The sequence below is a fragment of the Bartonella sp. AC62GZZY genome (assembly GCF_042196525.1).
Lineage (GTDB): Bacteria > Pseudomonadota > Alphaproteobacteria > Rhizobiales > Rhizobiaceae > Bartonella.
This window is the reverse complement of the sequence record NZ_JBHIQN010000066.1, coordinates 1-807: the sequence shown is the minus strand read 5'-3', so window position 1 is coordinate 807 and position 807 is coordinate 1. Positions and strand designations below refer to the sequence as shown.

General features: G+C 36.7%; 1 protein-coding gene. It reads left to right on the top strand.

Going from position 1 to position 807, the window contains the following annotated elements; genetic code table 11:
• Nucleotides 1–615 (top strand): type IV secretion system protein (locus ACFIML_RS09170; protein ID WP_375688023.1); only part of this gene is annotated, 615 nt, incomplete at its 5' end.
• Nucleotides 616–807 lie beyond the last annotated feature (192 nt).

The window sequence follows — 807 nt, the reverse complement described above, 5'->3', positions numbered from 1 at the left end:
CTTACCACAGGACTTTATCAACCAGAAATCACAAATTTAATAACACAAATGCCCTATGAGTTATCAAAAGCGCTCATAACAAATCCACTCAATGATACACAATTAATGAATTTACTTGACAAAACAGCAACCAAAGGATTCCAATATGCAGGCCGTCTTTTCCAAGAAACCGTCTTCTTCGAAGCCAATGGACTGCTTTACAGTCTCTTAGGCATCATTATCTTGCTGGCAACAAGCCTCGTAGTAGCAATCGGTGGTGGTCTCGTGCTCCTAACAAAAATCGCTATTACACTTCTCGTAGGATTGGGACCACTCTTCATCATTGCTTTGCTCTGGCAACCAACTCATCGCCTTTTCGAACAATGGATAATCCAAGTCGTCAATTATATAATCCTCTTTTTACTCTTAGCCACTGTATTTAATCTGATGATGAATATCTTTGCAAACTACTTGAGCGACATGAAACTCGATTACGACCAGAATATAAGCTTCATGTTTGGGGGAGCTCTCATCTTGTCTATTATATCCATCATGCTGTTACTCAAACTATCAAGCATGGCCAATTCTCTCGCAAAAGGCATTACATTTGGACATCTATGGAGACATAGAAACTAGATGAGATAAAAAGCAATGGTTTCCGTAACAGACGCCCTTAATACCCATGTGACAAAATAACAAGAATATCCAATCCTACAGCGAAAAATATTCGCACTGAAATTGAGCTGTTTTTATAAATTAAAAAATGAAATTAAGAAAAGATAAATTATCGTAAACTATACACTTTACTTTAGTGTCAAAATTATAATA